Here is a 23,391-nt window from a genome sequence, read left to right as displayed (position 1 = left end):
GAGCCGTCTCCCCGAGTCGACGGCGCCGGGCGGCTTCGCGGGGCCTCTCCCTAGCTTTCCGCCAGGATGTGCGAGAGCTCCTGATCGAGGTCGAAGTGCCGGTGTTCCGTGCCGGGCGGCACGGCGGCGTCGGTCCGCTTCAGGAAGGACTCCAGGGCCCGTGCGGGGGCCTCGAGCAAGGCCTCGCCCTCCGGGGAGCTCAGGGCGATGCACACGACGCCCTGACCGTGGCTGCGCGACGGCCAGACGCGGACGTCGCCGGTGCCCGTGGGGCGGTGAAGTCCCTCGGCGAGGAGGTCGCGGGCGAACACCCACTCGACGGTCTCCTCGGCTCCGGTGTGGAAGGTGGCGTGCACGGCGTAGGGGTCGGCCGTGTCGTACCGCAGGCCTGCGGGAACAGGCAGGGAGGACTCGCTCGACACAACGAGGCGCAGGTGCAGCTCGCAGCTGACCGTGGTGTTCATAAGCGCCAGGGCCTTTCGCTCAGTGTGCGCTCGGGGATTCGCACGTCGGCGAAATCGACATGCCACCTACGGTGCCGTTGTAAACCCCTCTGCGTGTTTTGCGTGCCTTTATGTAACTCTTCCGGACCAGAGATCCTACGCGTCCTGCCGCCATTCCGGTGAGTCGTTTCGCTCCGGTAGTGTTTGGCCGTATGAATACGGGGAGTAACAGGCCGGGTGAGGTGGCCGTGGCGTCGGACGAAACGAGGTCGGACGAGGTGCACAGCGAGCATCGGGGGCTCGGCTCGCGGGCGCCGGAATTCGTCAAGGCGCGCCGCATGCTGCACCTGAGCTGGCAGGTCGGCGTCTTCGTCATCGGGCTCGCGGTCGTGGCGGCCGGCGTCATCATGCTGCCGCTGCCCGGGCCGGGCTGGGTCGTGATCTTCGGCGGCATGGCGATCTGGGCGACCGAGTTCGTCTGGGCCCAGCTGGTGCTGCGCTGGACCAAGCGCAAGGTCACCGAGGCGGCGCAGCGGGCCCTGGATCCGAAGGTCCGCCGCCGCAACATCATCCTGACCTCGGTCGGTCTGGTGATCGTGGCCGTGCTCGTCGGGATCTACGTCTGGAAGTTCGGCTTCGTCATGCCGTGGAAGATCGAGGACCAGTGAGGCGCCGCAGGGGTGCCGCTGTCCGGCCCGCGCTGGTCACAGGCACCCCCTGACATGGGGTAATGTTCTTCCTGTGCCCGGGCGATTAGCTCAGCGGGAGAGCGCTTCGTTCACACCGAAGAGGTCACTGGTTCGATCCCAGTATCGCCCACCAGCACAGCGGCCCACCTGCGACAGTGCAGGTGGGCCGCTGTCGTGTGCGGAACCTGTCGCCTGGGCCGGTAACGGACTGTGGTCGTGGCACACCGCCTGTCCTGGTGGTCGGCCTCGGCAGGCTGCCCGCCGGGCTTCACGGGCGCGCCGCCGCCGTTTCGTGCTCCTGCGAACGGCCCTCCGGCGCCCCGCCCGCGAGGACCGCGTCCGGCTGGTGGGGCCCGTGGGTGGTCGTTGCGGTAGGGGACCGCGCTGGGGGCCTGGGCCCCGGCGTCGGCGCGTGCGTTCCGGCGCGCCCGGTGGATGCTCGCTGCGGCGGGTGGGGGCGGTCCCCGCTGGGGGCGCTCGTGCCGTGGTAGCCCGGCCCCGGCGACTTGCCGACCCGCGTGCTCGCCTTCCGTGGGCCCGGTGGCAGCGAGCTCTTCGGCGGCTGCGGCCCGGTGTGCCCGTCGTTTTCCCGGTAGCCACCCGGGGGGTGCATGGCCGCCTGTGTCGTGCTGCCTGGTTGCACCGGTCCTGCCGGATCGACGACCGGGAGACGACCCAAGTCGGCCGTCCGGCGCGGAGAAGCCGCTCCTGGTCCACCCGTCGCCGCCGACCTCAGCCCCCTTCCTGCCAGGTCCGTTCGCCCTCCGGCGCGCGCCCGGCAGACTCGCCCTGCTGCCGCCGCCTTCCGGGCACACTCCCCGGTCCGCGAGGCCCTGCCCACGTCACCGACCCTCACGTTTCGGTCGCGCAGGTGGTCAGCTGAGCCATGTTCGGTACACCGAGCACGCACCCCTCACCTGCGCCATCGCCCCGCAGCATCCACCGCACGGGCACCCCACCGCGCCGGACCACCGCCCCGCTCGGTAAGAAATTCTTGTCCGAATCATTGACGCACCCTCAGCCCCTCCGTACCTTGTGCCAGCAAGCGCTTACTTGAAACGATTCACGCAAGCGGGACGACGTGCGGGGAGGTCCAACGGTGGGAACCGGCGGAAATGTGGAGAGGCGTACGGTCCTGAAGGCCGCGGGTGCCACGGCAGCCACGCTGGGGCTGGCCGCGACCACCGGTTGCGGTGGCGGCGACGGGGCCTCGGGGGACGGGACGGTGACGATCCGTTACGCGTGGTGGGGAGCCGAGGACCGCGCCCAGAGAATCAACAAGACCATCAAGCTTTTCGAGAAGAAGTACCCGAAGATCAAGGTCAAGACGGACTTCCAGCCTTACCTCGACTTCTGGAAGAAGTTCAACACCCAGGCCTCGGGCGGAAATCCGCCGGACGTCTTCCAGAATGCCATCGGGTTCCTTCGTAAATACGACGCGAAGAACGTGCTGCTCGACCTCGGCGAGCAGGTCAAGGCGGGCAACCTCTCCATGGACGGATTCCGCGCCGGTCTTGAGAAGTTCGGCGAGATCGACGGGAAGCTCCTCGGTGTCCCGGTCGGTTCCAACTCGATGGCCCTGGTCATCGACAAGCCCGTCTACACCAAGGCCGGCGTCAAGCCGGAGATGGGCTGGACCTGGGACGACTACCACGCGGCGATGAAGAAGATCCGCGACAGGACGGGACGCGCCGGTGACACCGGCCCGTACAACATCATGTACCTCTACGACCTGTACCTGCGTCAGAACGGAAAGGCGTTCTTCACCGAGTCCGGACTCGGTTTCGCCGAGGCGGACCTGACGGATTGGTGGACGAAGGCCGAACAGGGGGTCGAGGAGGGCATCTACGCCGATCAGAAGAAGGTCGCTCAGATCAAGCCCAAGTCGGCGCTCGCCGCCGGACTCTCGGGCGGCGAGTTCACCTGGGACAACTTCACCGTCCGCTACACCGCCGAGGGCAAGAGCGAGTACGGCCTGGCTCCCATCCCCACCACGGACGGCAAGAAGACCGGCCAGTACCTCGGTTCGCTCATGCTCAGTGCGTCCAAGCGCACCCAGCACCCCAAGGAAGTCGCCCAGTTCATCAACTTCATGGTGCACGACCCCGAGGTCGCCAAGATCATGGGGTACGACCGCGGCGTGCCCGCCACGCAGGCCCAGTACGACGCGTACAAGCCGACCGACCCCGTCAACCAGGCGATAGCCGCCTACGAGGAGTCCCTCGTCAAGGCGGGTGTCCTGGAGCCCATCACCCCGCACCCGAACGGTGCGGACATCTGCGAGGCCGCGTTCCTGCGCATCGGCGAGGAACTCGCCCTGGGGAAGCGGTCGGTGGCGGATGCCGTCAAGCAGTTCTTCACCGAGTCGAAGACGGCTCTCGGCAGCTGATGGGAACCACCGTGACACACGCCCCTGCGATGGAGGGCCTGTCGAAGGACTCCGAGCCGCGGCACGGTCCGGTGAAGTCCGAGCGCCCCGCCGCCCTCAAGCGGCGGCGGCGCCGGGAGAACCTGGCCGGTTATCTCTTCATGTCCCCGTGGATCGCCGGGTTCCTGCTGCTCACGGCGGGCCCGATGGTCGCCTCGCTCTACTTCGCCTTCACCGACTACAACCTGTTCGACGCGCCCCGGTGGATCGGCCTGGACAACTTCTCGGAGATGTTCGGCGATCCGCGCTGGCGCCACTCGGTGCAGGTGACGCTGTGGTACGTCGTCGTCGGTACGCCGCTGAAGCTGCTGCTGGCCCTCGGTGTGGCGCTGCTCCTGGCCCAGAAGCGGCGCGGACAGGCCTTCTACCGGGCCGCGTTCTACGCACCGTCGCTGATCGGTGCCAGCGTCTCCGTCGCGATCGTCTGGAAGGCGATCTTCTCGGACGACGCGATCGTCGACCGTACGCAGAAGCTCTTCGGCGTGCACGTCGGCGGCTGGGCCGGCGACCCGGACATGATCATCTACAGCCTGGTGGCGCTCACCGTCTGGCAGTTCGGCGCCCCCATGGTCATCTTCCTGGCCGGCCTCAAGCAGGTCCCGCGCGAGCTGTACGAGGCGGCCGAGGTCGACGGGGCGGGCAAGCTGCGCCGGTTCTGGAACATCACCCTGCCGATGATCTCGCCGGTGCTGTTCTTCAACGTCCTGCTGGAGACGATCCACTCCTTCCAGATCTTCAGCTCCGCGTACATCGTCGGCGGCGGCGCCGGAGGCAACGCCTGCGGTCCCGCGGACGGCTCCATGGTGTACACCTGCTACCTCTACGTCCAGGGCTTCGAGAACAGCCGGATGGGCCTGGCCTCCGCCATGGCCTGGATGCTGCTCCTCGCCGTCGCCCTGGTGACGGCCGTGCTGTTCTGGTCCCAGAAGCGCTGGGTGCACTACGAGGAGGGCGCCTGATGAGCGCACCCGCCACCGACCTCAAGCCCGCCGCCTCCCCCAGGGCGGGCGGCCTGCGGCACAAGCTGCCCGGTTCCCTCGCCTGGCACCTCGGGTCCCTGCTGATCCTGGCGGTGATCCTCTATCCCGTGATCTGGCTGATCGGCGGTTCCTTCAAGGAGAGCGGCGACATCATCGGCAGCCTGGACCTGTTCCCGGGCGACCCGGCGCTGTCCAACTACACGAGCCTCGCCGACGGCATCGCGGACATCCCGATCTCCACGTTCTTCATGAACTCGATCTTCCTCGCGGTCGGTTCGGTGATCGGGATCCTGATCTCCTGCTCGCTGACGGCTTACGCCTTCGCGAAGATCAGGTTCGCGGGCCGCAATCTGCTCTTCACGCTGATGATCGGCACCCTCCTGTTGCCGTACCACGTGCTGCTGATCCCGCAGTACGTGCTGTTCCGCAACCTGGAGATGATCAACACGTACACCCCGCTGCTGTTGGGGAAGTACCTGGCCACGGAGGCGTTCTTCGTCTTCCTGATGGTGCAGTTCATGCGCAACCTGCCCAAGGAGCTCGACGAGGCGGCACGTCTCGACGGCTGCGGGCACCTGCGCATCTACTGGTCGATCGTGCTGCCGCTGTGCCGGCCCGCCCTGATCACCAGCGCGATCTTCACCTTCATCAACGCGTGGAACGACTTCATGGGGCCGCTGATCTACCTCAACGAGCCGGACAAGTACACCGTCTCCCTGGGCCTGAAGATGTTCGTCGACCAGGAGGCCGTGGCCAACTACGGCGGCATGATCGCCATGTCGCTCGTCGCCCTGCTGCCGGTGCTGGCCTTCTTCCTGGCCTTCCAGCGGTATCTGATCGACGGCATGGCCACATCCGGCCTGAAGGGCTGAGGGGAGTCCGGCATGGCCCAGGCACGCGCCAAGATCTCCCCGGCACGGGGGGAGTCCCCCTTCCTCGAGCGGTTCGCGGTGTTCGCCGAGTGTCTGCTGACCGGGGTGTGGATCGCGGTGGCCTCGCTGGGCGGGGTCACCTGGCCCGCCGCGTTCGCGGCCGGCGCCCGGCATCTGCGCCGCCGCACCGCCCACCAGGGCGGCGGCTGGCGCCAGTTCGCGGCGGACTTCCGTGCGGCCGTGCGCGGCGGGTGGCTCGCCGGGCTCGCCGGCTGGGCCGCGCTGGCCGTCGTCTGGGTGGACGTGCGGGCCGTGCGGGCCGGTGTCCCCGGCGGGCCGCTGGTCGGCGCCGTCGGGGTGTGCGCGCTGATCGGCCTGGCCGTGGCCGGGCTGCGGGCGGCGGCGGTCTGGACACCCGGTGCCCGCTGGCGCGTGCTGCTGGCCGAGTCCTGGCGCCGGACCGTGCTCGACCCCGCCGGGTCGTTCCTGCTGGTGGGCGGGCTGGCCGTGGTCGCCGTGTCCGCCTGGTTCGCCACCCCGCTGGCGGTCCCCGTGCTCGGGGCCGTCGCGGCGGCGGCCGTCGCCGTCGAGGAGCGGTACCGGCACCGCTGACGGGCGGTGCCCTCCCACCCGGGCCGGCGCCCCGGCGCCGCGCCTACGTCTGTCATGCCCTTGACATCCCCCCTGCACCCCGCACGGAAAGGAAAGGCCATGTCTCCCATCCCCCGCAGGTCCCTCCTGAAGGCAGCCGCCGTCGCCGGAGCCGCCGCCCAGTTCAGCTGGGCGCTGGGGGCGCAGGACGCCTCGGCGGCCCCCGGAGCCGAGCCCGCCGACGCCGACCCGGTGACCCTGGACTGGCTGGAGGACGGCGGCCTCGGCGCCGCCCCCGGCTCCACGGTCGGCGTCCCCTGGCCCAAGGGCGTCCACCAGGAGGACCAGACCTTCGCGCTGACGGACGCCGACGGCAAGGCCGTCCCCGTCCAGTCCTGGCCGCTCGCGTACTGGCCCGACGGCTCCCTGAAGTGGACCGCCCACGCGGTCAGTTCGGGCAACGGCAAGCTCACCCTGACCGCGGGGACCCCCGCCGCGCCCGAGAAGAAGGTCACCGTCGACACCGGCGGCGGCACGATCACCGTCTCCACCGGCGTCATCACGACGAGGATCGGCAAGTCCGGTGCCACGATCGTCAAGTCGGTCACCCGGGGCTCCACGGAGATCGCCAGGAACGGCCGGCTCGTCCTCATCCGCCAGCCCGAGGTCGAGGACGGCGACCAGGGCACGGTCAGGACCGAACGCTTCGAGGGGGCCGTCTCCAAGGTCCAGGTCGAGCAGGAGGGCCCGGTCCGCGCGGTGGTCCGCGTCGACGGCAAGCACCGCAGGGGCGACCGCAGCTGGCTGCCGTTCTCCCTGCGCCTGTACTTCTACGCGGGCGCCGACTCCTTCCGCATGGTGCACACCCTCACCTACGACGGGAAGCAGGAGGCGGGCAAGGCGTCCGGCGACTTCATCCGCGGCATCGGCGTCCGCTTCACCGTGCCGATGCGCGACGAGTCCTACGACCGTCACATCCGGATCGGCGGCGAGGGCACCGGCCTGCTGCGCGAGGCCGTCAAGGGCATCACCGGCCTGCGCCGCGACCCCGGCGCCGCCGTCCAGCAGGCCCAGTACGAGGGCCGGAAGCTGCCGGACCCGTCCACCTGGGACCAGCGGGTCACCACCCGGCTGCAGTACATCCCCGAGTGGGGCGACTACACCCTCTCCCAGCTGTCCGCCGACGGCTTCACCGTGCGCAAGCGCACCAAGAAGGGCCACGGCTGGATCGCCGCGGGCGGTGGCCGGCGCGCCTCCGGCTTCGGGTACGTCGGCGGGGTCAGCGGCGGCCTCTCCTTCGGCCTGCGCGACTTCTGGGAGAAGTTCCCCGCCCAGCTCGACATCCGGGGCGCCCACACCGACGAGGCCGAGGTCACCCTCTGGCTCTGGTCGCCCGAGGCGCAGCCGATGGACCTGCGCTTCTACCACGACGGCATGGGCCAGGACACCTACCCGGAGCAGATCGAGGGCCTCAACATCACCTACGAGGACTACGAGCCCGGCTTCGGCACCCCGTACGGCATCGCCCGCACCTCCGAGCTGCTGTTCTGGGCCAACGAGTCCACTCCGAGCGCCGACAAGCTCGCCGAGCAGGTCGAGGCCGTGCGCGTGCTGCCCCAGCTCGCCGCTCCGCCCAGGCAGCTGATCAAGGCGGGGGTCTTCGGCAAGGGCCTGTTCTCCGAGCCTGACCGCTCCACCCCGGCCAAGGCGAAGATCGAGGACCACCTCGACTTCCTCTTCACCTACTACCAGGACCAGGTGGAGATGCGCCGGTGGTACGGCTTCTGGGACTACGGCGACATCATGCACACCTACGACAGCGTCCGGCACCAGTGGCGCTACGACGTCGGCGGCTACGCCTGGGACAACTCCGAGCTCTCGCCGGACCTGTGGCTGTGGTACGCGTACCTGCGCTCCGGCCGCGCCGACATCTTCCGCTTCGCCGAGGCCATGACCCGGCACACCGGCGAGGTCGACGTGTACCACCTGGGCACCTGGGCGGGCCTTGGCACCCGGCACGGGGTGCAGCACTTCGCCGACAGCGCCAAACAGCAGCGCATCGCCAACACCACGTACCGCCGCTTCTACTACTTCCTCACCGCGGACGAGCGCGTCGGCGACCTGATGCACGCCAACGTGGACTCCGACGAGACGTTCCTCGCCCTCGACCCGCTGCGCAAGATCCGTACCGAGCCGTACACGCCCGACCGGCACGCCCTGTCGATCGGCTTCGGCACGGACTGGTCCGGCCTGGTCTCGGCGTGGCTGACCGAGTGGGAGCGCAAGGGACCCAAGTGGGAGAAGGCACGCGCGCGTGTGCTGTCCACCATGGAGACCATCGCCGCCCAGCCCAACGGCTTCGTCCAGGGCAGCGGCCTGTACGACCTCGACACCGGCAGGTTCGCCGTCGCCGCCCAGCCCAAGGTCGACGTCTCGCACCTGTCGGCGGTCTTCGGCCTCAACGAGCTGTGCGCCGAGCTCATCGACCTGGTCGACATGCCGGAGTTCAACGAGGCGTACGTCGACTACTGCCGCTACTTCAACGCCACCAAGGCCGAGCAGAAGGCCCGTTACGGCTCCGACTTCGGCAACCTCCTGCTGTTCCAGGGCCACTCGCGCCTCGACGCGTACGCCGCCGTGCGCACCGGCGACGCCAAGCTGGCCAAGCGCGCGTGGGAGAAGTTCTACAACTCCGACGGCTACAAGGAGTCGGCTCCCTGGAAGACCGAGAAGCTCGGCGGCCCGCTCACGCTGGTGCCGGGGAGCGAGGCGCCCTGGATCTCCACCAACGAGACCTCGCTGTACGGCCTGGCCGCCATCGAGAACCTCGCCCTGCTGGGGGACAGGATGCCGTAGCCGCAGGTGAGCGGAGGCGGGCGCCGGGCACACTCGGCCCATGGACTGGAACCACTACCGATTCCGCAGTCTGTGGGCGCTGCCCGCGCCCGTCCCGGCCGTGTACGAGGCGCTGGAGCGGGTCGAGGACTATCCGCGCTGGTGGCCGCAGGTGCGGGAGGTCACCCGGCTCGACGACACCAGCGGGGTGATCCGCATCCGGTCCGTGCTGCCGTTCGACCTGACCTCGGTGATGCGCGAGCGGCGGCATGATCCGGCGGCCGGGGTCCTGGAGGCGGAGCTGTCCGGAGACATCGAGGGGTGGGCGCGCTGGACCCTCACGGCCCGGGTGCCGGGCACGCTCGCCCGCTACGACCAGGAGGTCGTGGTCCGCAGGCCGCTGCTGCGCCGGCTCGCCGTGCCGGGGCGGTGGCTGTTCGCCGCCAATCACGCGCTGATGATGCGGGCCGGGCGGCGCGGCCTCGCCCGGCACCTGGCAGCGGTTTGAAGGATGCCTGCCGGGACCTGTATTGTTCAGTGCGTTCCCGGGCGATTAGCTCAGCGGGAGAGCGCTTCGTTCACACCGAAGAGGTCACTGGTTCGATCCCAGTATCGCCCACCGGACAGGCCGGTCCGCAGTTGCGGACCGGCTTCTTCGTCTGTTCAGGCCGCCGTCGGCATCTCCGGGCGCAGGGGCCAGGCCGGGTCGACCTCCTCCTCCGCGCCGGTGCGGGCGAACCAGGCCTGCAGTCCGCGGGCCTGTGCCGCGTGCCACACCGCCTGGAGGGTGTGCAGCTCGCCGGGGGAGAGACGCTCCAGCCGGGACGCGAACCGGCGGCCCACCGCCCGGGTGACCTCCAGCGCGGCCACGGCGTCGGCGGCCGCGTCGTGCGCGTCCTCCAGGGCGACGCCGTAGTGCGCGCACAGGTCCGTGAGGGTGCGGCGGCCCTTGCGGTAGCGGTCCAGGTGCTTGTCCAGGACCCGGGGGTCGAGGACGAACAGCGGCGCCGACTCCAGCCAGCGGCTGAGCGAGGAGGCGCGGTGCCTGCGCAACTCGCGGTCCAGCAGCGTCAGATCGAACGGCGCGTTCATCACCACGAGCGGACGGCCGTGGTGCGCCTGCTCGGCCAGCGCCTCGGCTATCTCGTACATCACCGGCGCCGGCCAGCGGCCGTTGCGGTGCAGATGCTCCTCCGTCAGCCCGTGCACCTCCGTCGCCGCGGCGGGCACCGGCACCCCCGGGTTCACCAGCCAGCGGCTGACCCGCGGCCGGATGCCCGGGGCGTCCTGGACGACGACGGCGGCCGACACGATCCGGTCGGTCTCGACGTCCACGCCCGTCGTCTCCGTGTCGAAAGCGGCCAGCGGCCCTTCGTACCAGCACGTCATACCCAACAACCCCTCGATCACCGTCGGCAGTTGACGCACCGTCCGCTGCCCGATTCGGTGATACCCGGGCTGTTTGCACCGTACGCCGGAAGGACACAACAGGACTACGGACCCCTCCGGTTCACGGGTCCGCAGCGAGGATCGACTTGTTCTGGAAGGCTGTTGGCCATGGCCGTAGCGCAGCCCGAACGGGGCGGGCTGCTGCCCGAGCGCACGGCTCCCTCCCGCGGCTCTCTCGCCACCACCGCCTGCATGGAGACGCTCCAGGTGGGCTATCTGCACGCCGTCGCGGCCGCCGCGGGGTGTTCGCTGTCCCAGCCCTTTCCGGACAACGGCATCGACTGGCACGTCAGCCACAGCGCGCCCGGCCACACGGTCGACGACGAGGTCACCATCAAGGTCCAGCTCAAGGCCACCTACCAGGTCCCGCCGAACCCGCCGGGCCGCTTCTTCTCCTTCACGCTCGACAACGACCACCTGGCCAAGCTGGCCCGCACCCCGGTGTCGGTGCACAAGATCCTCGTCGTGATGCTCGTGCCGCGCTCCCCGGACGACTGGCTGCGCGCCGGCCACGACCGGCTCGACCTGCGGCACTGCTGCTACTGGACCAACCTCGCCGGACACCCGGTCACCGGCCGGCGCCGCACCACCGTGCGGATACCGACCGCACGCATCTTCGACGACCGGGCGCTGTGCGAGATCATGACGCGGGTCGGGACGGGAGGGACACCGTGACGCACCGCCCGGCGCAGCACACCCTGCGCACCGTACGGCCGCACCCCGCCGAGTCCGTGCCCGACCCCGGCGACATCGACCCCGCCGTGCTGGGCGCCCTGCTGCACCGGCACGGCTGGCGGCGGCGCGGCGGCGCCCCCGGACGCTACGGCCGCTGGACCCCGCCCGGGCCCGGCGGAGCCGGCCTGAGCCTGCTCGTGCCCGAGAGCCGTAGCTTCCCCGACTGCGACGACCTGCTCGGGGAGGCCCTGCTCGCCCTGTCCCGCAGCGGCCTGCCCTGCGCGCGCGAGGTCCTGGTCCGCCTCGCCGTGCCGAGCGACGAGATCCGCTGGTGGCGTGACGTGCCCACCGGCCCGGGCGGGGCCGCCCCCTGGCTCGCGGACGAGCGGCTGCGCACCGCCGCCCGCCGGATGCTGCTCGCCGGAGCGCTCGCCGTGCGCGCCCGGGCCGGCTACCACGGTGCCCGGCACCGCCGCGCCGCCGCCGCGTCCCTGGAGCACGTCCTGGTGGGCTCCGCCGAGGACGGCCGCCTCACCGCCCTGGTGCCCGTGGCCGCCGGCCGCCCGCTGGCCGTACGCCTCCACCAGGCCCTGTACGCCGCCCGCGAGGCCGTCGACTACCAGCGCGCCACCGGCGGCATGGACGCCTTCGACGGCGCCGTCGAGGCGGGCGTCAGCCACGAGCTCACCGAGGCGATCGTCGCCCTCGTCCAGGGCACCGAGGGCGCCCGGATCGCCGTCGAGTGGGCCCCGGCGGCCGGTGTCCCGCAGGGTTGCGCGGCCTCCGGCGAGCCCGTCGAGTTCTCCCCGGGTGACCTGCCCGTGCTGCGCCGGGCGGGCGCCCGCTACCGCCGCGAGGAGCCCTGTGTACCCGTGCGGGTCACCGGGGCGGTCGTGCGGATGCGCAGGCCGGGGCCGCGCGGGGAGGGCACCGTGCGGCTGCGGGTGCTGGCCGGGGCCGAGGTGCCGTACCTGAGGATCACGCTGGACGAGGAGGCGTACCGCATCGCCGGGCACGCGCACCTGGCGGGGCTGCCGGTGCGGGTACAGGGACGGCTGGACAGCCGCGGCGGCTTCCGGCGGCTGACCGGGGCCCACGGGGTCGTCCCCGTACAGGTGGACGACGCGGAACGGGACCGGCTGATGAAGTCGCTGCAGGAGTACTCCGAGACGGCGGCCTTCTTCGAGGAGGCCCGCGGGGGAGAGTGCGGGGACTGATTTCGCGGTCGGCCCTCGCGGGTCGGTACGATCCGAGGGTCACTAATACTCCATTGCCCTGCGATGGGGTACGCCCTTCAGTCAGGAGAGACCGGTGTCAGACGTCCGTGTGATCATCCAACGCGATTCCGAGCGGGAAGAACGCGTGGTGACGACGGGCACTACGGCCGCCGAGCTCTTCGCCGGCGAGCGCTCGATCATCGCCGCGCGGGTGGGCGGCGAGCTCAAGGACCTCGCCTACGAGCTGTCCGACGGTGACGAGGTGGAGGGCGTCGAGATCTCCTCCGAGGACGGCCTGAACATCCTGCGCCACTCCACCGCGCACGTGATGGCGCAGGCCGTGCAGGAGCTGTTCCCCGAGGCCAAGCTCGGCATCGGCCCGCCGGTCAAGGACGGCTTCTACTACGACTTCGACGTCGACAAGCCGTTCACGCCCGAGGATCTCAAGGCCATCGAGAAGAAGATGCAGGAGATCCAGAAGCGCGGGCAGAAGTTCTCCCGCCGTGTGGTCACCGACGAGGCCGCCCGCGAGGAGCTGGCGAACGAGCCGTACAAGCTGGAGCTGATCGGCCTGAAGGGCTCCGCCTCCAGCGACGACGGCGCGGACGTCGAGGTCGGCGCCGGCGAGCTGACCATCTACGACAACCTCGACGCCAAGACCGGCGAGCTGTGCTGGAAGGACCTGTGCCGCGGTCCGCACCTGCCCTCCACCCGGCTCATCCCGGCCTTCAAGCTGATGCGCAACGCGGCCGCCTACTGGCGCGGCAGCGAGAAGAACCCCATGCTCCAGCGCATCTACGGCACCGCCTGGCCGTCCAAGGACGAGCTGAAGCAGTACCTGGACTTCCTCGCCGAGGCCGAGAAGCGCGACCACCGCAAGCTGGGCGCCGAACTCGACCTGTTCTCCATCCCGGAGCAGATCGGCTCCGGCCTCGCCGTCTTCCACCCCAAGGGCGGCATCATCCGCCGGGTCATGGAGGACTACTCCCGCAAGCGGCACGAGGAGGCGGGCTACGAGTTCGTCTACACCCCGCACGCCACGAAGGGGAAGCTCTTCGAGACCTCGGGCCACCTGGACTGGTACGCCGACGGGATGTACCCGCCCATGCAGCTCGACGAGGGCGTGGACTACTACCTCAAGCCCATGAACTGCCCGATGCACAACCTGATCTTCGACGCGCGGGGGCGTTCGTACCGCGAACTGCCGCTGCGGCTGTTCGAGTTCGGGACGGTGTACCGGTACGAGAAGTCGGGCGTGGTGCACGGCCTGACCCGGGCCCGGGGCTTCACCCAGGACGACGCGCACATCTACTGCACGCGCGAGCAGATGTCCGAGGAGCTCGACAAGCTGCTCACCTTCGTCCTGGAGCTGCTGCGCGACTACGGCCTGACCGACTTCTACCTGGAACTGTCCACCAAGGACCCGGAGAAGTTCGTCGGCTCGGACGAGGCGTGGGAGGAGGCCACCGAGACCCTCCGTCAGGTCGCCGAGAAGCAGGGCCTGCCCCTCGTTCCCGACCCGGGCGGCGCCGCCTTCTACGGCCCGAAGATCTCCGTCCAGGCCAAGGACGCCATCGGCCGGACCTGGCAGATGTCGACGATCCAGCTCGACTTCAACCTGCCGGAGCGCTTCGACCTGGAGTACACCGCGGCCGACGGTTCCAAGCAGCGCCCGGTCATGATCCACCGTGCGCTGTTCGGCTCGATCGAGCGCTTCTTCGCGGTGCTGCTGGAGCACTACGCGGGCGCCTTCCCGGCCTGGCTGGCCCCCGTGCAGGCGATCGGCATCCCGATCGGCGACGCGCACGTCGAGTACCTGCAGAAGTGGGCCGCGGCGGCGAAGAAGAAGGGCCTGCGGGTCGAGGTGGACTCCTCCTCGGACCGGATGCAGAAGAAGATCCGCAACGCCCAGAAGCAGAAGGTGCCCTTCATGGTCATCGCGGGCGACGAGGACATGGGACACGACACCGTGTCCTTCCGCTACCGCGACGGCTCCCAGGAGAACGGCATCCCGTTCGACGAGGCGATCGAGAAGATCGCGAAGGTCGTGCAGGAGCGGGCGCAGCTCTGAGCGGCAGGGCGCGCGAAGGCCCCCGGTGCGGTCGTCCCGCCGGGGGCCTTGCCCTGCCCCCTGGGCGAACGCCATATGCTGCACGTATGACGAGTGAGCCGGAGCAGCAGATCGGAGTGGGGACGCAGGACGCGTTCCAGCGCCTGTGGACGCCCCACCGGATGGCCTACATCCAGGGTGAGGGCAAGCCGAGCGGCCCGGGCGCCGACGACGGCTGTCCCTTCTGCTCGATCCCGGCCAAGTCCGACGAGGACGGACTGATCGTCAGGCGCGGCGAGCAGGTGTACGCGGTGCTCAACCTGTACCCGTACAACGGCGGCCACCTGATGACCGTGCCCTACCGGCACGTCGCCGACTACACCGACCTCACGACGGCCGAGACCGCCGAGCTCGCCGAACTCACCAAGCAGGCGATGACGGCCCTGCGCACCGCCTCCGGCGCCCACGGCTTCAACATCGGCATGAACCAGGGCTCGGTCGCCGGCGCGGGCATCGCGGCCCACCTCCACCAGCACATCGTGCCGCGCTGGGGCGGCGACACGAACTTCATGCCGGTGGTCGGCCACACCAAGGTGCTGCCGCAGCTGCTGGCCGACACCAGGAAGATGCTGGCGGAGGCCTGGCCTTCGTAACCAGGCCCGGGCGGAACCCCTACGCGTCGTACACGTCGGCCTTCTTCGGTGACACGTCCTGCACGGCGCCGCTGAGCACCGTCGACCGCGCTCCGAACTTCTCCACGTCGACGCCGTTCTCGCGGAGCACCTTCAGCGCCGCCGCGTGCACCACCCGCAGCACCGGCGTGGCCGCCCGCAACGCGTCGTCGGCCATGAACCGGTGCCGCCACGGCTGGTCGGCCCAGGCGTGCCGCAGACCGAACGGCTCGGGGAGCGTCAGGCTGCCGCCGAGCCAGTTCAGCAGCGGCGGGTACCAGGTCAGCGGGGCGCGCGCGGCAAGCCGTACCACCTCGTCGGTCTCGATCAGCGGCAGCTTGACCGTGCGGGTCTCCCAGAACCGGAAGGGCTTGGCGACCTCCTTCTCCTTGGCCGCGGGCTTCTCGTTGAACAGGGGGTGGACCGGCCCGAGCGCGTGGCCGGTGACCTCGATGCGCAGGGTCTCGTGCAGCACGGTCACGGTGATCAGCATGGTGATCACCAGGTGGCCGTCCCAGAGCGTCCACTGCACGCCGAGGTAGTGCCGGTCACCGCTGCCGAACTGCTGCTTGTTGCAGATCTCCTGTATGGCGTGCGTCTTGACCGTGTACGCGTCCACGTCGGTGCCGCTCGGGCGGGACACCTCTTTCGCGTTCTCCCCGATGGGCGTGACGATCCAGTGCGTGATCGTCGGCTTGGGGAAGCCGCCGGTGTTGATCGGCGTGCGCTCCAGCATGGCCAGGCCGCCCTGGATCGCGACGATGACGTCCCAGCTGCGGAACGGGTGGAACTCCTTGCCCGGCTCGGCGGAGACCAGTTCCTCGGCCAGTTGCCAGCTGCCCCACCGGGTGCCCATGCCCAGGATTCCCTTGGGGCCCGCGTAGAACACCGAGTTGGAGCGCTGCTCGGCGCTCAGCCGGGCCAGCTCCTTGCGGATCTGCTCGGCCGCGTCGCCGGGGTTGCCCGGCACCGCCTCCGGGATCTTGGCGCCCACCCCGCCGCCCGACAGCAGACCCGCCCAGCGGTCCCGCAGGTCCCGCGCGGTGCGTTCGCAGATCTGCTTCGCCCAGAACCAGCCGACCACGGGCATGACGACCGCCGCGCGCGCGTACCACCCCCAGAACCCGGTGAACGGCATGCGGATCAGGAAGAGCACCGCCAGCGCGCCCACGGCGACCAGCAGGGTGGTGGCCAGGGCGCCCGCGCGCTTGTCCTCGCGCTTGCTCATCTGGCTGCGCAGCGTGAACACCATCAGCCACACCAGGAACCCCGGCAGGAACAGCACCCCGCACAGCACCGTCACCGCCGTGAGCCAGTTGTCGCGCTCGCGGCGGATGCGGTGGGCCGCCAGGCAGTGCTCCACCACGACCTGGGGCTCGATGCCGAAGGACTGGATGACCGGCTTGCGGCCGGCGCCCAGCATGCGGTCGATCACCGCGCGGGCGAAGGCCTCACCGAAGTTGGGTGCGAAGATCTTCGCCCAGGAGCGCGGCGGGGTGACCTTCGACTGGTGCCACTCGTTGTCGGCGTCCAGGATCTTGGTCACCGCGTCGTCGCGGTACGCGGCCGCGGCCAGCGCGTAGGTCGCCGCCGTCTGTCCCGCCGTACCCGACAAAGGCACCTGGGCCCCGGGACTGAAATCGAATCCGTCCGTCACTGCCGCCCCCATTGCCGCCGCATCTGCTTCTGCGGCCTTCCCGACTTCCGCGCTCCGCACACCTGTTGATCAGGTCTTCGGTCTGATCCGGTCGTCATCTCGATCAGGCCTTCAGCGTATCGGCACACACCGGCACACGTCGGCGGACGGCCAAGGCCGCCCGCCGAAACGGAAAGAAGCGTTCCGCAGACGCGCGCCGCGTGCGGCGCCGGGTGAACTACGAGGCTTTCCGGGCCTCTTCCCGCACGCGTTCCGCGATCTGCGGCGGCATCGGCTCGTGCCGGACGTACCTGCGGCTGAAGCGCGCGGTGCCGTGCGACAGAGACCGCAGGTCGACGGCGTACCGGTCGATCTCGATCTCCGGTACCTCGGCCCGGATCAGGGTGCGCCCGCCGCCCGGGGCCTGCTCGGTGCCCTGTACCCGGCCGCGCCGCCCCGACAGGTCGCTCATCACGGCGCCCACGTAGTCGTCGCCGACCAGGACGCTCACCTCGGCCACGGGTTCCAGGAGGTGGATCCGCGCGTCGGCCGCGGCCTCCCGCAGCGCCAGCGCGCCGGCCGTCTGGAACGCGGCGTCGGAGGAGTCCACCGAGTGGGCCTTGCCGTCCAGCAGCGTGACCCGTACGTCGACGAGCTGATAGCCGGCGGCAACTCCCTTGGCGGCCTGGGCCCGTACGCCCTTCTCGACCGACGGGATGAACTGCCGCGGCACCGCGCCGCCGACGACCTTGTCCACGAACTCGATGCCCGATCCCTCCGGCAGCGGCTCCACCTCGATCTCGCAGATGGCGAACTGCCCGTGCCCGCCGGACTGTTTGACGTGCCGTCCGCGCCCGGCGGCCTTCGTCGCGAACGTCTCGCGCAGGGACACCTTGTGCGGGACGACGTCGACCTGGACGCCGTACCGGCTGCGCAGCCGCTCCAGGGCCACGTCCGCGTGCGCCTCGCCCAGGCACCACAGGACCACCTGGTGGGTGTCCTGGTTCTGCTCCAGCCGCATCGTCGGGTCCTCGGCGACCAGCCGGGCCAGGCCCTGGGAGAGCTTGTCCTCGTCCGGCTTGCTGTGCGCCTGGATGGCCAGCGGCAGCAGCGGGTCGGGCATCTCCCACGGCTCCATGAGCAGCGGCTCGTCCTTGCCGGAGAGGGTGTCCCCGGTCTCGGCGCGGCTCAGCTTCGCCACGCACGCCAGGTCGCCCGCGATGACGTGCGACACCGGCCGCTGCTGCTTGCCGAACGGTGTGGACAGGGCGCCGATCCGCTCGTCCACGTCGTGGTCCTCGTGGCCCCGGTCGGCCAGCCCGTGCCCCGAGACGTGCACGGTCTGGTCGGCGCGCAGGGTGCCGGAGAACACGCGCACCAGCGAGAGCCGTCCGACGTAGGGGTCGGAGGAGGTCTTCACGACCTCGGCGACCAGCGGGGCGTCCGGGTCGCACGGGTTCAGTTCGCGCGGCTTGCCGTCGATCGTGGTCACGCGGGGCTGCTCCCGCTCCAGCGGTGTCGGGAAGCCGCGGGTGATCAGCTCCAGCAGCTCCACGGTGCCGAGCCCCTCGCGGGCGCCCTCGGCCGCGGGGGCCGCGGCCAGGACGGGGAAGAAGACGCCGCGCGCGACGGCCCGCTCCAGGTCCTGGACGAGCGTCTTGACGTCGACCTGCTCGCCGCCGAGGTAGCGGTCCATGAGGGTCTCGTCCTCGCTCTCCGAGATGATCCCCTCGATGAGGCGGTTGCGGGCCTCCTCGATCAGCGGCAGCTGGTCCTCGCCGGGCTCCGACTCCTTGCGCTCGCCGGTCGAGTAGTCGAACAGCTTCTGCGACAGCAGCCCGATCAGGCCGGTCACGGGCGCGTGCCCGTCGGCCGCCTGCGGGCCGTGCAGCGGCAGGTAGAGGGGCAGTACGGCGTCGGGGTCGTCCTTGCCGAAGGCCTCCGCGCAGATCCTGGTCATCTCCTCGAAGTCCGCCCGGGCGGCCTCCAGGTGGGTGATGACGATGGCCCGGGGCATGCCGACGGCGGCGCACTCGTCCCACACCATGCGGGTGGAGCCGTCCACGCCGTCGGAGGCCGAGACGACGAAGAGGGCCGCGTCCGCCGCGCGCAGACCGGCCCTGAGCTCACCGACGAAGTCGGCGTATCCGGGGGTGTCCAGCAGGTTGATCTTGATGCCGTCCCATGTGACGGGCACCAGGGAGAGCTGTACGGAGCGTTGCTGCCGGTGTTCGATCTCGTCGTGGTCGGAGACGGTGCCGCCGTCCTCCACGCGGCCCGCCCGGTTGATCGCTCCCGCCGTGAGGGCGAGAGCCTCCACCAGAGTCGTCTTGCCCGAACCGGAGTGGCCGACCAGCACCACATTCCGTACGGACTGGGGGTGGTCGGCCGCCTGTGCCCTGCCGGCGGCTCCGGGGTGGGTCTGTGCCTTGTCGCCCATGGTCCTGCCTCCCGTGCACGGTGAGGTCACTGTGGGCGCGGACACGCGGGGGCCGCGTGCTGGGCGGCTCCGGCGACGCCCGCGGTTGATTCGAGCTTTCCACTCCCGTCACGGTGCGTCCATACGAACGACGCGATCGCGCCGCGGCCCCGGCCGCGGGGGAGGAGGCACCGGGCCCGCCGCCCGGGTCCGCCGGACCGCCCCCCGCCTCCCGCCCCTTGGCCGGTGAAGGCGGCCCCGCGCGGCGTGCACGGGCCGGGGCGGCCGGCCCTGGCCGGCTCTACGGGCGCCCGCCCGCCGTGCGCACACGTGCCTGGCTACGATGGGCCAGCCGGTGGTCAGCAGGGGCCGTCCGGCGACACCGACCCTCGGGAAGGCCATGCTGAACAAGTACGCGCGTGCATTCTTCACGCGTGTCCTCACACCGTTCGCCGCGTTTCTCATCCGGCGGGGCGTCAGCCCCGACACGGTCACGCTCATCGGCACCGCCGGTGTCGTCGCGGGCGCGCTGGTCTTCTACCCCCGGGGAGAGTTCTTCTGGGGCACGGTCGTGATCACGCTGTTCGTGTTCTCCGACCTCGTCGACGGCAACATGGCCCGCCAGCTGGGCCGCTCCAGCCGCTGGGGCGCCTTCCTGGACTCCACCCTCGACCGGGTCGCCGACGGCGCGATCTTCGGCGGGTTCGCCCTGTGGTACGCGGGCCACGGGCACGACAACGTCCTGTGCGCGGTGTCGATCTTCTGCCTGGCCAGCGGCCAGGTCGTGTCGTACACCAAGGCCCGCGGCGAGTCGATCGGCCTGCCGGTCGCCGTGAACGGGCTCGTGGAGCGGGCCGAGCGGCTGGTGGTCTCGCTGGTCGCGGCCGGACTCGCGGGCTTCGACACCTTCGGCGTCCCCGGCATCCACGTCCTGCTGCCGATCGCCCTGTGGATGGTCGCCGTCGGCAGCCTCGTCACGCTGATCCAGCGGGTCGTCACCGTCCGCCGGGAGTCGGCGGAGGCGGAGGCGGAGGCCAAGGCGGAAGCGGAGGCGAAGGCCGCCGCGCAGGACGCCGGGCAGGAGGACTCCTCCGAGCAGGAGAACGCCTCCCAGGGGAGCGAGGCAGCCAAGTGAGCCCCCAGGACCGCCTCGTCGACGGGCTGTACCGCCTCGGCTGGAGCACCGTCAAGAAGCTGCCCGAGCCGGTCGCCGTACGGCTCGGCCGCACCCTCGCCGACCTCGCCTGGAAACAGCGCGGCAAGGGCGTACAGCGGCTCGAGAGCAACTACGCGCGCGTGGTGCCCGACGCGAGCCCCGAGCGGCTGGCGGAGCTGTCGCGCGCGGGCATGCGGTCGTACCTGCGGTACTGGATGGAGTCCTTCCGGCTCCCCGCCTGGAGTCCCCAGCGCATCAAGGCGGCCTTCGAAGCCAAGGACCTGCACCACCTGACCGAGGGCATGGCCGCGGGCAAGGGCGTCATCCTCGCCCTGCCGCACCTGGCCAACTGGGACCTCGCCGGTGCCTGGGTCACCACCCAGCTCGGCATCCCGTTCACGACGGTCGCCGAGCGGCTCAAGCCCGAGACCCTCTACGACCGTTTCGTGGCCTACCGCGAGGGCCTCGGCATGGAGGTCCTGCCGCACAACGGGGGCGCCGCCTTCGGCATACTGGCCCGCCGGCTGCGCTCCGGAGGCCTGATCTGCCTGGTCGCCGACCGGGACCTGTCCGCCTCCGGCGTCGAGGTCGAGTTCTTCGGCGAGACCGCCCGGATGCCGGCCGGACCGGCCCTGCTCGCCCAGCAGACCGGGGCCGTGCTGCTGCCCGTCACCCTCTGGTACGACGCGACGCCCGTCATGCGGGGCCGCGTCCACCCGCCCGTCGAGGTTCCCGAGTCAGGCACCCGCGCCGAGAAGACGTCTGTCATGACACAGGCGCTGGCCGACGCCTTCGCCTCGGGTATCGCCGAACACCCGGAGGACTGGCACATGCTGCAGCGGCTGTGGCTCAAGGACCTTGATCCCGCGAAGTCTGCCGAGAAGGGGACCGCGTGAGAATCGGCATCGTCTGCCCGTACTCCTGGGACGTACCGGGCGGCGTCCAGTTCCACATCCGCGACCTCGCCGAGTACTTCCTCCGGCTCGGCCACGAGGTCTCAGTCCTGGCCCCCGCCGACGACGACACCCCGCTGCCGCCGTACGTCGTCTCGGCAGGCCGTGCGGTGCCGGTGCCGTACAACGGCTCGGTGGCCCGCCTGAACTTCGGCTTCCTCAGCGCCGCCCGGGTCCGCCGCTGGCTGCACGACGGCGCCTTCGACGTCATCCACATCCACGAACCGGCCTCGCCCTCGCTGGGCCTGCTCACCTGCTGGGCCGCGCAGGGGCCGATCGTCGCCACCTTCCACACCTCCAACCCGCGCTCCCGGGCCATGATCGCCGCGTACGCGATCCTCCAGGCCGCCCTGGAGAAGATCAGCGCCCGGATCGCCGTGAGCGAGTACGCCCGCCGCACCCTCGTCGAGCACCTCGGCGGGGACGCGGTGGTCATCCCCAACGGCGTCGACGTCGACTTCTTCGCCCGGGCCGAGCCCAGGCCGGAGTGGCAGGGCGACACGATCGGCTTCATCGGGCGCATCGACGAGCCCCGCAAGGGCCTGCCGGTCCTGATGAAGGCCCTGCCGAAGATCCTGGCCGCCCGTCCGCAGACCCGGCTGCTGGTCGCCGGGCGCGGCGACGAGGAGGAGGCCGTGGCGAGCCTGCCGAAGGAGCTGCGCTCCCGCGTGGAGTTCCTCGGCATGATCAGCGACGAGGACAAGGCCCGCTTCCTGCGCAGCGTCGACCTGTACGTCGCTCCCAACACCGGGGGCGAGAGCTTCGGGATCATCCTCGTCGAGGCCATGTCCGCGGGCGCCCCCGTCCTCGCCTCCGACCTGGACGCCTTCGCGCAGGTCCTCGACCAGGGGGCGGCGGGGGAGCTGTTCCCCAACGAGGACGCGGACGCGCTGGCCGAGGCGGCCGTGAAGCTGCTGGAGAACCCGGTCCGGCGCGCGGAGCTGCGGGAGCGGGGCAGCGCCCATGTCCGGCGCTTCGACTGGTCGACCGTCGGCGCGGACATCCTGTCCGTCTACGAGACCGTGACGGCGGGCGCGGCGGCGGTGGCCGCGGACGAGCGCACCACGGGCCTGTGGGCACGGTTCGGGCTGGCCCGCGACTGATCACGTACGGCTGCGGGGGCCTGTTGTTTGCTGCGGGCAGTCGGGACGCTGTGCCGGGGTCTGCTGTCAGCAGCGGGGGCGCCGTCCCGGGGCGTGCTGTCGAGGGCGGGGTCGGGCCTGCGGCCCGCTGCCGACAGTCGGGACGCCGTCCCGACGCCTGCTGCCGAGGGCTGGGGTGCGGTCCCGGGGCGTGCCGCCGAGGGCCGGGAGTGTTCCTGCGGCCGGTTGCCGACAGCGGAGGCGCTGTGCCGGGGCGTGCTGTCGGGGGGGCTGGGGCGCGGTCCCGACGCCTGCTGCCGAGGGCTGGGGTGCCGTGCTGCGGCCGGTTGCCGAGAGCCGGGGTGCGGTCCCGGGGCCCGCTGCCGGTATCGGGGACGCCGTGCTGCGGCCGGTTGGCGAGGGCGGGGGCGCGTTCCCGTGGCCCGCTGCCGAGGACTGGGACACCGTGCCGCGGCCGGTTGCCGAGGACTGGGACACCGTGCCGCGGCCGGTTGCCGTGAGCAAGGGCGCGGTCCTGCGGCCGACCGCCGAAAACCGGGACCCCGTCCCGCCGCCTGCTGGCGACAGCCGAGGCCCCGGGCGGGAGCCCGGCACCGCACGCGGGGACGCGGTCCGGCCCCGTTAGTCTTGCCGCCCGTGACCGCAACCCTCATCTGGATCCTCGTCGCCCTGGTCGCGATCGGCCTGTACCTGAGCTGGACGGCCGGCCGGCTGGACCGGCTGCACGCCCGTATCGACGCCGCGCGCGCCGCACTCGACGCCCAGCTGGTGCGCCGCGCCTCCGTGGCCCAGGAGCTGGCCACCTCGGGAGTGCTCGACCCGGCCGCCTCGATCGTGCTCTACGAGGCCGCGCACGCCGCCCGGCAGGCCGAGGAGGAGCAGCGGGAGGTCGCCGAGAGCGAGCTCAGCCAGGCCCTGCGGGCCGTCTTCGCCGAGCCCGCGCAGGTGGAGGCGGTGAAGGAGGCGCCCGGGGGAGAGGAGGCCGCCCGGGAGCTGAGCGAGGCCGTCCGCAGGGTGCCCATGGCCCGGCGCTTCCACAACGACGCCGTCCGCGCGGCCCGGGCGCTGCGCCGGCACCGCAAGGTCCGCTGGTTCCGGCTGGCCGGTCACGCCCCGTTCCCGATGGCCTTCGAGATGGACGACGAGCCCCCGGCCGCACTGCTGGAGCGAGCCGCCTAGCAGGCGCTTCGCGGACAGCGGCCCGAAAAGGATCCACCGGCTTGT

Annotated in this window: 19 protein-coding genes and 2 tRNA genes; 17 read left to right on the top strand and 4 right to left on the bottom strand. The window is 71.1% G+C overall.

What is annotated here, in order from left to right; genetic code table 11:
• Positions 1-50: 50 nt before the first annotated feature.
• Positions 51-464 carry an SsgA family sporulation/cell division regulator gene (locus AB0K80_RS27515; protein WP_004002642.1) on the bottom strand — a complete coding sequence of 138 codons (414 nt, stop codon included), beginning with the start codon at positions 462-464 and terminating at the stop codon, positions 51-53.
• A 191-nt stretch (positions 465-655) separates the two neighbouring features.
• On the opposite strand from AB0K80_RS27515, the gene AB0K80_RS27510 reads away from it, so the two are divergent.
• The 9 genes from AB0K80_RS27510 (at position 656) to AB0K80_RS27470 (ending at position 9,457) form a co-directional block, all read left to right on the top strand.
• Complete coding sequence (locus tag AB0K80_RS27510; RefSeq protein WP_365674131.1) at positions 656-1,111, top strand: TIGR02611 family protein; 456 nt, start codon at positions 656-658, stop codon at positions 1,109-1,111.
• Between the two features lie 79 nt (positions 1,112-1,190).
• Positions 1,191-1,265, top strand: a tRNA-Val gene (locus AB0K80_RS27505).
• Positions 1,266-2,231: 966 nt separating this feature from the next.
• On the top strand, positions 2,232-3,521 hold the full coding sequence (locus tag AB0K80_RS27500) for an extracellular solute-binding protein (protein ID WP_365674129.1): 1,290 nt from the start codon (positions 2,232-2,234) through the stop codon (positions 3,519-3,521).
• A complete protein-coding gene (locus AB0K80_RS27495) occupies positions 3,521-4,519 on the top strand; it encodes a sugar ABC transporter permease (RefSeq protein ID WP_365674127.1) in 999 nt (332 codons plus the stop codon). The genes AB0K80_RS27500 and AB0K80_RS27495 overlap by 1 nt, the downstream gene beginning before the upstream one ends.
• Positions 4,519-5,412, top strand: coding sequence for a carbohydrate ABC transporter permease (locus AB0K80_RS27490; protein WP_365674124.1), 894 nt, complete (start codon positions 4,519-4,521; stop codon positions 5,410-5,412). The genes AB0K80_RS27495 and AB0K80_RS27490 overlap by 1 nt, the downstream gene beginning before the upstream one ends.
• 12 nt (positions 5,413-5,424) lie before the next feature.
• The gene (locus AB0K80_RS27485) at positions 5,425-6,024 is read left to right on the top strand and encodes a hypothetical protein (RefSeq protein ID WP_365674122.1); all 600 of its coding nucleotides are present in this window, start codon (positions 5,425-5,427) and stop codon (positions 6,022-6,024) included.
• Between the two features lie 99 nt (positions 6,025-6,123).
• A complete protein-coding gene (locus AB0K80_RS27480) occupies positions 6,124-8,859 on the top strand; it encodes a Tat pathway signal sequence domain protein (protein ID WP_365674120.1) in 2,736 nt (911 codons plus the stop codon).
• A 40-nt stretch (positions 8,860-8,899) separates the two neighbouring features.
• Positions 8,900-9,346, top strand: coding sequence for an SRPBCC family protein (locus tag AB0K80_RS27475; RefSeq protein ID WP_365674118.1), 447 nt, complete (start codon positions 8,900-8,902; stop codon positions 9,344-9,346).
• Positions 9,347-9,385: 39 nt separating this feature from the next.
• Positions 9,386-9,457, top strand: a tRNA-Val gene (locus AB0K80_RS27470).
• 44 nt (positions 9,458-9,501) lie between these two features.
• Here the strand turns inward: AB0K80_RS27470 and AB0K80_RS27465 are convergent.
• Entirely contained in the window at positions 9,502-10,227 is a 726-nt protein-coding gene (locus AB0K80_RS27465) for a 3'-5' exonuclease (RefSeq protein WP_365674116.1), read from the bottom strand.
• A gap of 168 nt (positions 10,228-10,395) precedes the next feature.
• On the opposite strand from AB0K80_RS27465, the gene AB0K80_RS27460 reads away from it, so the two are divergent.
• From AB0K80_RS27460 to AB0K80_RS27445, 4 genes are all read left to right on the top strand, one after another.
• Positions 10,396-10,962 carry a DUF4365 domain-containing protein gene (locus AB0K80_RS27460; protein ID WP_365674114.1) on the top strand — a complete coding sequence of 189 codons (567 nt, stop codon included), beginning with the start codon at positions 10,396-10,398 and terminating at the stop codon, positions 10,960-10,962.
• Positions 10,959-12,179: a hypothetical protein gene (locus AB0K80_RS27455; RefSeq protein ID WP_365674112.1), complete on the top strand. Its 1,221-nt coding sequence runs from the start codon at positions 10,959-10,961 to the stop codon at positions 12,177-12,179. Before AB0K80_RS27460 ends, AB0K80_RS27455 begins: the two co-directional genes overlap by 4 nt.
• Before the next feature lie 94 nt (positions 12,180-12,273).
• A complete protein-coding gene (gene thrS / locus AB0K80_RS27450; protein WP_365674110.1) occupies positions 12,274-14,250 on the top strand; it encodes a threonine--tRNA ligase in 1,977 nt (658 codons plus the stop codon).
• Between the two features lie 86 nt (positions 14,251-14,336).
• Positions 14,337-14,882, top strand: coding sequence for an HIT domain-containing protein (locus AB0K80_RS27445; RefSeq protein WP_365674108.1), 546 nt, complete (start codon positions 14,337-14,339; stop codon positions 14,880-14,882).
• Between the two features lie 19 nt (positions 14,883-14,901).
• On the opposite strand, the gene AB0K80_RS27440 is transcribed toward AB0K80_RS27445, so the two are convergent.
• Both AB0K80_RS27440 and AB0K80_RS27435 read right to left on the bottom strand, forming a co-directional pair.
• Positions 14,902-16,569 carry a hypothetical protein gene (locus AB0K80_RS27440; protein WP_365674106.1) on the bottom strand — a complete coding sequence of 556 codons (1,668 nt, stop codon included), beginning with the start codon at positions 16,567-16,569 and terminating at the stop codon, positions 14,902-14,904.
• Between the two features lie 205 nt (positions 16,570-16,774).
• Positions 16,775-18,976, bottom strand: a complete 2,202-nt coding sequence (locus AB0K80_RS27435) for an elongation factor G-like protein EF-G2 (protein WP_365674104.1) — start codon at positions 18,974-18,976, stop codon at positions 16,775-16,777.
• Positions 18,977-19,298: 322 nt separating this feature from the next.
• On the opposite strand from AB0K80_RS27435, the gene pgsA reads away from it, so the two are divergent.
• The 4 genes from pgsA (at position 19,299) to AB0K80_RS27415 (ending at position 23,346) form a co-directional block, all read left to right on the top strand.
• A complete protein-coding gene (pgsA, locus tag AB0K80_RS27430; RefSeq protein WP_365674102.1) occupies positions 19,299-20,090 on the top strand; it encodes a phosphatidylinositol phosphate synthase in 792 nt (263 codons plus the stop codon).
• A complete protein-coding gene (locus AB0K80_RS27425) occupies positions 20,087-21,007 on the top strand; it encodes a phosphatidylinositol mannoside acyltransferase (protein ID WP_365674100.1) in 921 nt (306 codons plus the stop codon). Before pgsA ends, AB0K80_RS27425 begins: the two co-directional genes overlap by 4 nt.
• Entirely contained in the window at positions 21,004-22,167 is a 1,164-nt protein-coding gene (locus AB0K80_RS27420) for a glycosyltransferase family 4 protein (protein WP_365674099.1), read from the top strand. The genes AB0K80_RS27425 and AB0K80_RS27420 overlap by 4 nt, the downstream gene beginning before the upstream one ends.
• 636 nt (positions 22,168-22,803) lie before the next feature.
• Positions 22,804-23,346 carry a hypothetical protein gene (locus tag AB0K80_RS27415; protein WP_365674097.1) on the top strand — a complete coding sequence of 181 codons (543 nt, stop codon included), beginning with the start codon at positions 22,804-22,806 and terminating at the stop codon, positions 23,344-23,346.
• The last annotated feature ends 45 nt before the right edge of the window (positions 23,347-23,391 follow it).

Source organism: Streptomyces sp. NPDC052682 (assembly GCF_040678435.1).
GTDB lineage: Bacteria > Actinomycetota > Actinomycetes > Streptomycetales > Streptomycetaceae > Streptomyces.
This window is presented reverse-complemented; position numbering and strand designations above follow the sequence as displayed.